Genomic DNA, 9333 nt, shown 5'->3' on the forward strand with positions numbered 1-9333 from the left:
GCCACCGGGCGCAGCACCGCTCGCACCCCGGCGGCCAGCGCGGGCGCATCCTGCACCACCCCGGCCAGATGCGGACCCACGGCGTAATAAGCGCGCACCAGCGCCCTGCCGGGCGCGTTGGGCATAAGCGCCTTGTCGCGGAATTCGCGCAGGGCCGCCACCACCGGGTGGTTCAGGTCGCCGTAGGCCGCCGTGGCGATGAAGCAGAAATCGTAACGCGCCAGCGAAGGAATGTCCGCCGTGGGTATGGTGCCGCCGGTATTCTGGTTGTTGCGGGGCACCACCCGGCTCACAAAGGTACGCGCGCCGCCCACGTCCGATGCCAGGGTAAACGAAATGTCCACGGCGGTCAGGTCGCGCCCGTCCAGGCTGGACGTGTCCCACGCTGTGCGCGAGGTCTGCCCCTCCCAGTAGGTGATGGTGAACGCGGTCACGTTGTCGATGAGCGTATCGCGGTCGTTGTTGGGCGAGATGATGTCTATTTCGCGGTTGTCCGCGTCGTAGAGAATGGAGCGGTTGCCCTCTATGTTCTCGATGTTGATGCGCTGGGCCGTGCTGCTGGCGGAAATGTCCACCAGTTCCACTATCTCGCGGGTTATCCTGTCCTGCGCAAGCTGGGCCTGCTGCGAAAGGGCGGTGGCCTCGCGCGTGGCCATGAAGCTGCGCGCCCCGGTGACAATGCCCATGCCCGCCACGGCGGCCAGAATGCCCGTCAGCACCAGGACCAGGATGGTTTCGATAAGGGTAAAGCCGCGTGCGTCCATAGGCCCTCCGGCTACTGCCCGAACAGGCAGGTAACCCGGGTGTTGTCCAGTTCCAGCGTCAGCTTCAGCAGGTTGGTGCCGCCGGTCACCTCGCCGTGGTTGGCATTGAACTGGATGTACCGCTTTTCCACCAGGTTGTACGCGCCATAGGTGGAGGTGGGGTGGTTGCCCACGTTACCCACGGCGGTGAAAAAGGTGGCCAGCGGATTGCCGCTGCCGCTGGGGTCCATGAAGGTGCGCCGGTAGTCGGCGTTCATGTTTTCCACCACCCGCAGCAGGCGTGTTTCGTTTTCTGTGGTGATCATGCTTTGCGCGCTGCCGCGCAAAGCCGCACCGCTTAAGGGTAGCATCATGGTGCCCAACAGCGCGATGACGATGATAGTGATGATGATTTCGAGCAGCGTGAACCCGTGGTTGCCAGAATCCGTTGCCTGTGTGCTGTTCATCGCAAAAACCCTGTGTTGCGGGTGACGACGATGCTTTGCGATTGCCCTTGATAACTGAGCGTCACCGTGGCGTCGGCGGTACGCCGCGTCACGGCTGTGGCGTCGGAACAGGGTCTGCCCCAGCGGTCGAAGGAAATGATGGTGGTCGCAGTGGTAAAGTTGGCACCTTGGGGCAGGGTGATGACGCCGCCAGCCTCGCCGGGCAAGGTCACCAGGGTGGCGGTGTTGCCCCCCCGAAAGATGGAATAGGTGGTGGTGCCCCGTATCTGCACGCCGAATATTTCGTCTGCATTCATGGATCGGGTGCGGGCATAGGCCAGGTGGCTGCGCACTTGGTCCTGCATGCCGCCCAGTTCTCCGGCACTCAAGTCGAAGAAACGATCCATGGCAATAGCCGCCATAATTCCAATAAGCACCAGAACTGCCACTACTTCGAGCATGGTGAAGCCGCGTTGCCCGATCTTGCGTTGCGGGCGTCGGTAACTGTCGCCACGCAGGGCGCTGGGTGCTGAGGGTGCGGTGTGAGTCGTCATGTGCGTGCCTGCCGGGCGCTCGGCCCGGTAGTTGAGGCGGGCCGGTGCCCGTCCGTAAGGCTTGGAAAATGTGTGGCTACCCGTATGTGGCGGCGTGCCCCCGCACCGCCAGTGCATGGTCATCCGGACGTTGCGTGCGCTACCGGCTGGCAAATTCCCGCAGCACGTCTTCCAGCCTGCCCTCGTCGGTAAGGGTGTACACCGTCTCGCCATGCTCGTCCGTGTGTGCCGAGCCCGATGAGCCCGATGATCCAGACGTGCCAGACGCGCCGGACGTGCCAAAATCAGGCGGGCTGACATCCCCAAAGGGAGCATTCGCCGGGTGGGCACCCGGGCGGGCCAGATGCCGGGCCGCTTCCGGGGTGTAGTGGGTGGTGCCAAGGCCGCGATCAACCAGCGGCGATTCGTGGTCCGCCGACGTTTCTTCCTCCGGGGCGGGGCGAAACACGTTGGACGGGGCGGAAAAGCGCTGAGGCCTGTTCAGGTAGTCGTCGTAGTAGGCGTCCATGGTGAACATGCCGTCGCCGCGCCCCATTTCCATGATGCTGTGCAACTGGGCAAACTTGCCTTCGCGCACCAGCATGCGCACCGGGTGGGTGCCGATAAGCATGGAAAGCACCGGCACGCGGAACCGCGCCACGGGGTGCATGCGCAGTTGCTGCACCACCACGGCGTGCAGGGTGGACGACAACTGGTGCCGCACCAGGTCTTGCGCCTCCAGCGGAAAGGCGTTGCACAAGCGGTACAGGGCTTCTTCCGGCGTGGCGGAGTGCAGCGATGCTATGACAAGGTGCCCCGATTCGGCGGCGGAAAGGGCAAGGCGGATGGTTTCCGCCTCTCGCAGTTCGCCCACCAGAATCACGTCCGGGTCTTCGCGCAGCACGTCCAGCAGGCCGCGCTCGAAGCTGGGAAAATGCGCCCCCAGTTCCCGTTGCTCCACAAAGGCCTTTTTGGAGGCAAAACGGTATTCGATGGGGTCTTCCAGGGTGATGATGTGCGCCGGGCGGTTGCGGTTTATCTCGTCCAGCATGGCGGCCATGGTGGTGGTCTTGCCGCTGCCCGTGGCCCCGCACACCAGTATCAGCCCGGCCCGCAGGCGGGTGAATTCTTCCAGCGAGGGGTGCAGGTTCAGGTGGGCCAGGGTGGGTATGCGCCCGGCCAGCAGCCGCACGGCCAGGCTGAGACCCCGCGTGGTGTTGAAGATGTTCACCCGCACCCGTATGCCCGCCACGGAGTGCGCAAAGTCCACCGACCAGCGGCGGCGCAGTATGTCCGCCCGGTGCGGATTCAGCAGGCTGCGCGCAAGGGCGTCCACATCTGCGGGGGAAAGCACGGTGTCGCGCAGCATGCCGATGTCCCCGTCCTTGCGGTACACCACGGCATGGCCGCCGGTAAGGTGCACGTCGGACCAGCCCATGGCCACGGCCTGGGAGATGATGCGATGGAACGTTTCGTTCATGGCGGACACCTGTACGTAGAGGGGAAAGGGCGGCGGCGCGGGTGCGCCGCCGCATTGTGCATGAACGTATTAGTTGCAGTTGGGGATTTGGATGTTTCGGGTCATGTCCGCAGCGGCCTCAAAGGTCAGGCCAGCATTGGCAAAAGTCACGTCTTTGGCCGTGCCAGCTTCGGCCGCTGCAATGGGGATCAGGTTAGCCACAGTGTAGGTCCAGCCGTTGCCCAGAGCACCAATGTTGGCGGCGGTTACCGCTTCCAGCGCATCACCGCAGTTGCCATTGTTGGCAGGCAGGAGCAACTGGCGCGCAAATTCCTGCGTTACCCGTGCCTGGAGTTCCGCAGCGGTTGCATCGATGGTGCGAGCAGCTGCTGCGGCCTGCATGTCGAAGTATCTGGGAATTGCCACGGCAGCCAGAATGCCGAGGATGACCAGCACGGCCACGATTTCGATGAGGGTGAAGCCCTGTTCCTTCTTCCGATCTTTCTTGCTCTGGGTCATGGGATGTTCCTCCTGATGCGTGGTGTTGTGATATTCTGTTGCGTTCAAATCCACCCGGGTTCCGGACCTTCCGTCCCCCTCCCTATCTGGTGCCGCTACGGGCGTGCGCCGTCCCCCCTTCGGGTCTGCGCGCCCAGCCACGGCATGCATGGGCTTTGTGCAGGTTAGTGTTTTCCTGCCATTTTGGTCAGGTCCCACATGGGCATGAAGATGGCGAGGGCGAAAAAGCCCACCACCGCCGCCAATGCCACGATAAGTATGGGGCCGATGGCCTCTGCCATGCCCGCCACGGCGTATTCCACTTCCTCGTCGTAGTGGGTGGCCACGTCTTTCAACATGGAATCGAGGCTGCCCGATTCCTCGCCAATGGCCACCATGTTGACCACCAGCGGGGTGAAGAACTTGGCGGACTTCAACGGGTCCGCAATGCCCCGGCCTTCCTTCAACTTGTCTTGTATCCTGCGGAATTCCCGCGCTATGGCCTCGTTACCGATGGTGTTGGTCAGCACGTCCAGGGCATCCAGCACGGAAACGCCGCTGGACTGCATGATGGAAAAGATGGAGGCAAACCGGGCCATGACAGATTTTTGCAGTACAGGACCAACAATGGGCACATGCAGTAGAAGGCTATCGCGCCAGTATCTGCCTTTTTCCGTGCGTACCCACCATTTATAGATCATGACTAGCGTCACGAGGCCAACTAGAAGCAGTGGCCAGTATTCACTGATGGCATGGTGAAGAGCTATGGCTATTTTAGTCGGGACAGGGAGTGCAATGCGCGCCATCTCGAATACGTTGATGAATTTTGGAATGACGACATTTAATAGCACGAAAAAGGCGATCACCAATGCACCTGTGACCATCTTCGGGTAGCGCATGGCCGACTTGATGTCGGAACGTATCTTGTGCTCGTGCTCCAGCAGGTAGACCAGCCGTTCCATCACATCGCCCAGCGCGCCGCTGGCTTCACCGGCGCGCATCATGGAGCAGTACAGCTCGCTGAACACGCGGGGGTGCGCCTTGAAGGCGTCGTACAGGGTACTGCCGCCCATGATGGCCTGGGTCATGTCTGCCGCAACGCGCTTCAGCCTTTTGCTCTCGGTCTGGTTCTGCAACACCTGCAACAGCTGGGTAATGGGTATGCCCGCCTGAAACAGGGTGCGGAACTGCTTGGTGAACAGAATGAGTTCCTTGGGCTTTACCGGGTTCAGCATGTCGCCCAGCGCGCCGAACTCGAAGCTGGCCCCCTGCGCCTTGACCTTCATGGGCACGTAGCCGCGCGACAGCAGCATGGCACGGGCCGTGTCCGGAGATTCGGCGTCGATGGTGCCTTGCATGTTCACGCCGTGTTCGTTCAGCGCGGTGTAGACGTAGGTGGGCATGGTGCGCCTGTAGGTACGTTGTCGGTTAGCTGTGAAATATGTCGTTGCCGTTTAGTGGGTAATGCTCACCGCGTGCATGCTGCGGGCGGAATCCGCGCGGTGCGGTCGCTATCCGTAATGTTCGCGCTTTGCGCTCTCATAACGGCTAGCGCCTTTTGTCGCCGGGCTGTGTTGGCTTGAAATTTTTGATGCTCACGTACATGAGTACGCTCCGCTCAAAAATTCCAATCCGCCTTGCCCGGCGAGCAAAACTCGTAATTCCTTGCATCATCCCCGCCAGCCACCCGCGACGGAAGCCGTCGCGGGGTATAAGGAAGAAAGGCAGCATGACAAAGGCGAAAGGCAACAAATTGTTGCTACAACATCACTGACGTGGCCGCCTCTTCAACAGTGGTCGTGCCGCGCAGAATCTTCATGGCCGCGTCCTGCTTCAGGGTGCGCATCAGGCCCGTGTTGATGGCCGAATCCGCGATGACCTGCGTGGAACTGCGCTTGATTACCAAATCCTGAATCATCTGGGTCATGGGCAGGATTTCGAACACCCCGGTGCGCCCCCGGTAGCCGGTGTGCGCGCAGTGGTGGCAGCCGCGCCCCTTAAGGTAGGTTGCCCCCGGCGTATCCGGCGCAAGGCCGAAGGCGGCCAGCGCGGCGGGCAGCGGGTCGTACGGTTCCGCGCAGTTGGTGCACACCCGGCGCACCAGCCGCTGCGCGAACGAAACCAGCAGCACCGAAGAAACAAGAAACGGCTCTATGCCCATGTCGATAAGCCGGGTCACCGCACCCGCCGCATCGTTGGTGTGCAGGGTGGACAGCACAAGGTGCCCGGTAAGGGCGGCCTGCACGGCAATGGCGGCGGTTTCCGCGTCGCGTATTTCACCCACCATCACCACGTCCGGGTCCTGCCGCAGAATGGAGCGCAACCCGCTGGCGAATGTCATGCCCGCCTTGCGGTTGAGCTGCACCTGCCGGATGCCCCGGATGCGGTATTCCACCGGGTCTTCCAGCGTGATGATGTTGATGTCCGGCCTGTTGATGCTTTTGAGGATGGCGTACAGGCTGGTGGATTTGCCGCTGCCCGTGGGGCCGGTGGACAGGATCATGCCGTAGGGCTTGTGGATGGCCCCCTCGATGGTCATGTGGTCGCCCTGCTGCATGCCCAACATGTCCAGCGTGTAGTCGCGCCCGCTCATGTCCAGCAGGCGCAACACCATGTTTTCGCCGTAGATGGTAGGTATGCTGGAAACGCGCACGTTTATCTCGCGGTTGTCCAGGTGCATGGTAAAGCGGCCATCCTGCGGCACGCGGGTGACGGCAATGTCCATGTTGCCCAGGATCTTGATGCGCGAAACAACGGCAGGGGCCACGCTGCGCGGCGGGGCCGGGGCCTCGCGCAGTTTGCCGTCTATGCGAAAGCGCACCTGCACGCTGTCCTTTTCCGGGCTGATGTGCACGTCGCTTGCGCCTTCGCGCACGGCCTGCGCCAGAATGGAGTTGACCAGCCGCACGATGGGGGCAAGGTCGGCCTGGTTGGCCAGTTCGTCCACGGCCACGTCGCGCTCGGCGGCGTCTGTCTGGCTGGTGGCGGCGGTTTGCAGGTCGCCCAGGCTTTCGATGACGCCGTCAAGGTTGGTGAACATGCCGTAAATGGCACTGAACAGCTGGTTGTATTCCTGTTCCGTGCAGATCAGCGGTTCCACCTCGCTGTTGGTGGCGAATTCCAGCGTGTCCAGCGCGTCGATGTCCAACGGGTCCACCATGGCCACAACCAGCACGTGGCCGTGCTGTTGCAGGGGGGCGGCGTTGCACTTCTGGGCCACGTCCAGCGGCAGGCGTTCCGCCATGTTCAGGCTGAGCGGGTGCTGCTGCGGGGTGTACCGTTCTATCTTCAGCTGGCGGCTTATCACTTCCACCACGTCGGCTTCACGGCACAGGTTGGTCTTGGTCAGGTACTGGCCAAGACGCAGCCCGGTTTTCTTGTGTTCGCGCAGGGCGGCCTTCAGCTGCTCGTCGCTAAGCAGCCCGGCCTGCACCAGCAGTTCGCCCAATCGTACACGCTGACGCACGGCGTTCCTACCTTGCTACGGGGTGATGGTGTGGCGTCATGGTTTGCGGCCCGTGCGGCTACTGACGGGGCAGCACCTGTTGGTTCACCGTCGGGGCCTGGCCCATCTGGCCGGGCTGCACGGTGATCTGCTGCGTGGCGCCCTGTTCCGCCATTTCGCGGTAGGGCAGCACCGCCGGAGTGATGAAGATCAGCACTTCCTCAAGCTTGCCGCCCTTGGAATCGCTGCCGAACAGCCACCCCAGCCCTTCCACGTCGTGCAGGCCGGGTATGCCGCTGCGGCCCGTGCTCTTGCGGTCCTTGGTCAGGCCGGAGATGACGATGGTCTCGCCGTCCTGCACGATGAGGGTGGTTTCCGTCTGCTTCTTGATGATGAAGGGGTTGCCTTCCACCGTGCGGGTAAGGTCCACTTCGTCCTTCTTTACCAGCACCTTCAGCTTCAGGTTCTTGTCGTCGATGACGTGGGGGGTGATTTCAAGACGCAGCACGGCGTCTTCGAACTTCACTTCCCGGTCGCCTTGGGCGTTGGTGGAAACGTAGGGAACCTTTTCGCCGTTTTCGGTGTAGGCCATCTGGTTATCCAGGGTGGAGATGGACGGCGATGAAAGGATGTTGATCTTGCTGTTTTCCTGCAGGGCGGAAAGCTGCATTTCCAGCATGTTGCCGCCAATGGTGCCGAACATGAGGCCCAGCGACCCCGCGCCCGACTTGCCCGTGGTGTCGATGGGGAAGTTGATGCCGTTGCCCTGCCCGCTGATGCCGGGAGCGCCGAAGATGGGCGTGTAGCTGCCGGTGTACGGGCTGGTGCCCGCCTTGCCGCCGGTGCCGCCGGGGGTGACCCACAGGTCGTTGCTGCCCGCCATGTTGCCCACCCGGTTCACGCCGCCCCACTGGATGCCCAGTTCACGCGCGGTTTCCTTGGTGGCTTCCACTATGTGGGCTTTCAAATGGATTTGCGCGCGGGGCTTGTCGAGGTTGGAAACCAGGGTCATCAGCTTCTTCTGGTCGTCTTCCACGGCCTGGATGATCAGCGAATTGGTGAAGGTATCCACCACCACGGAGCCCACGGACTTGTTCTGTTCATCCTTGGACAGGAAGCCTTCCAGGTTCTTTTTCAGTTCCGCCGCTTCGGCATAGCGCACGTCGAGCACGGTGGTGATCAGCGGGCCCACCTTGCGGCCCTTCAGCTTCTGGGCCATGCGCTGGTTTTCCAGCGTGGTGCGTTCAAGCTCCACCTTCTTGTCGGCCATGGTCATGACCTTGATCAGTTCGCCCTGCCACGCGTAGTCCAGCCCGTTGCTGTCCAGCATGCCCTTGAACACGTCGGACCACGGCACCCGGTTGACGTTGACGTTGACCGAACCCTTCACGCCGGGGCTGAGAATGATGTTCTTGCCCGCGGCGGCGGCCAGGCTGCGCAGGGCCACGCCCACGTCCACGTTGTGCAGTTTGAGCGTAACCGGCACGGTGGGCAGGGGCCGGGCCTGCTCTATCTGTTCTTCCGCCACCTTGTCCTGCTTCAGCACGGCGCGGGGTTTGATGTCGCGCGTTTCTCGCGAGGGCGAGAACCCTGTGGAATTGGTGGCCATGGTTTTCCATTTGTCGAAGAACGGGTCGGTTTCTTCCTTGTGCTTGGCGCAGCCAAGGGTGCCAAGGATGAATGCCGCCGCAAGCAGGACGACGAGGGCCAGGGGAACGTGTCTTCTCATGGAGCGCATCAGAATTCTCCCGTACTGCTCGCAGGTTACAGGTCGTCGCCCGAGTAGGAAATTTCCCTGTCGGTCACATCACCCGGCGATGCCAGGACGACCTTGCCCGGCGTTATCGACTTTACCACGTATCCGGTATCCGCCACGGTTTCACCCACGCGGTATTCAAGCCCGTCAAGGATGGCCAGCACGCTGTTGCCGATGGCCACGTAGCCCGTGTAGGCGATGTCGTGCGCGGCGGACTTGCCGTCCTTGCCGTCCTTGCCGCCCGCACCGCCCGTGCCGTCGCCCTTGCCCGGCACCGGATGGAAGGGGTTTGGCGCGGCCTGGCGCACCGCCGCATCCAGCACGTACAACTGGCTGGGGGTTATGACTGCTTCGGCCAGGGTCTTGCGGGCCTGCGCCACGATGGGGCCGGGGGCCTCGGCGCCGGGGGGCAGCAGCCCCGCCAGCGGTGAGGGGGCGCCGGGTGAGGCAGGT

The 9333-nt window shown here is 62.5% G+C and carries 9 protein-coding genes; all 9 read right to left on the reverse strand.

The features are described from left to right. Positions 1–764: type II secretion system protein (locus FVW20_RS00965; protein ID WP_196607908.1), on the reverse strand; the 764-nt coding region annotated here is incomplete at its 3' end. 11 nt (positions 765–775) lie between these two features. Beyond that, a complete protein-coding gene (locus tag FVW20_RS00970) occupies positions 776–1210 on the reverse strand; it encodes a prepilin-type N-terminal cleavage/methylation domain-containing protein (protein WP_196607909.1) in 435 nt (144 codons plus the stop codon). Beyond that, positions 1207–1743, reverse strand: a complete 537-nt coding sequence (locus tag FVW20_RS00975) for a type II secretion system protein (protein WP_196607910.1) — start codon at positions 1741–1743, stop codon at positions 1207–1209. The genes FVW20_RS00970 and FVW20_RS00975 overlap by 4 nt, the downstream gene beginning before the upstream one ends. A gap of 139 nt (positions 1744–1882) precedes the next feature. After that, positions 1883–3202, reverse strand: a complete 1320-nt coding sequence (locus FVW20_RS00980; protein ID WP_196607911.1) for a type IV pilus twitching motility protein PilT — start codon at positions 3200–3202, stop codon at positions 1883–1885. Between the two features lie 69 nt (positions 3203–3271). Next, positions 3272–3700: a type IV pilin protein gene (locus FVW20_RS20040; RefSeq protein ID WP_196607912.1), complete on the reverse strand. Its 429-nt coding sequence runs from the start codon at positions 3698–3700 to the stop codon at positions 3272–3274. Positions 3701–3864: 164 nt separating this feature from the next. Further along, on the reverse strand, positions 3865–5082 hold the full coding sequence (locus FVW20_RS00990) for a type II secretion system F family protein (protein WP_196607913.1): 1218 nt from the start codon (positions 5080–5082) through the stop codon (positions 3865–3867). A 356-nt stretch (positions 5083–5438) separates the two neighbouring features. Further along, positions 5439–7145, reverse strand: a complete 1707-nt coding sequence (locus tag FVW20_RS00995; protein WP_196607914.1) for a GspE/PulE family protein — start codon at positions 7143–7145, stop codon at positions 5439–5441. Between the two features lie 58 nt (positions 7146–7203). Then, the gene (pilQ, locus tag FVW20_RS01000; protein ID WP_196607915.1) at positions 7204–8862 is read right to left on the reverse strand and encodes a type IV pilus secretin PilQ; all 1659 of its coding nucleotides are present in this window, start codon (positions 8860–8862) and stop codon (positions 7204–7206) included. A gap of 26 nt (positions 8863–8888) precedes the next feature. Then, on the reverse strand, positions 8889–9333 hold a 445-nt coding region (locus tag FVW20_RS01005), incomplete at its 5' end, for a hypothetical protein (protein ID WP_196607916.1).

Origin of the sequence: Nitratidesulfovibrio oxamicus, from assembly GCF_015731765.1 — a bacterium.
GTDB classification, from domain to species: Bacteria; Desulfobacterota; Desulfovibrionia; order Desulfovibrionales; family Desulfovibrionaceae; genus Cupidesulfovibrio; species Cupidesulfovibrio oxamicus.

Coding starts and splice junctions, on each gene's coding strand:
- FVW20_RS00980 (WP_196607911.1), bottom strand. CDS start 3,202: ATGAACGAAACGTTCCATCGCATCATCTCCCAGGCCGTGGCCATGGGC.
- FVW20_RS00990 (WP_196607913.1), bottom strand. CDS start 5,082: ATGCCCACCTACGTCTACACCGCGCTGAACGAACACGGCGTGAACATG.
- pilQ (WP_196607915.1), bottom strand. CDS start 8,862: ATGCGCTCCATGAGAAGACACGTTCCCCTGGCCCTCGTCGTCCTGCTT.
- FVW20_RS00975 (WP_196607910.1), bottom strand. CDS start 1,743: ATGACGACTCACACCGCACCCTCAGCACCCAGCGCCCTGCGTGGCGAC.
- FVW20_RS00970 (WP_196607909.1), bottom strand. CDS start 1,210: ATGAACAGCACACAGGCAACGGATTCTGGCAACCACGGGTTCACGCTG.
- FVW20_RS20040 (WP_196607912.1), bottom strand. CDS start 3,700: ATGACCCAGAGCAAGAAAGATCGGAAGAAGGAACAGGGCTTCACCCTC.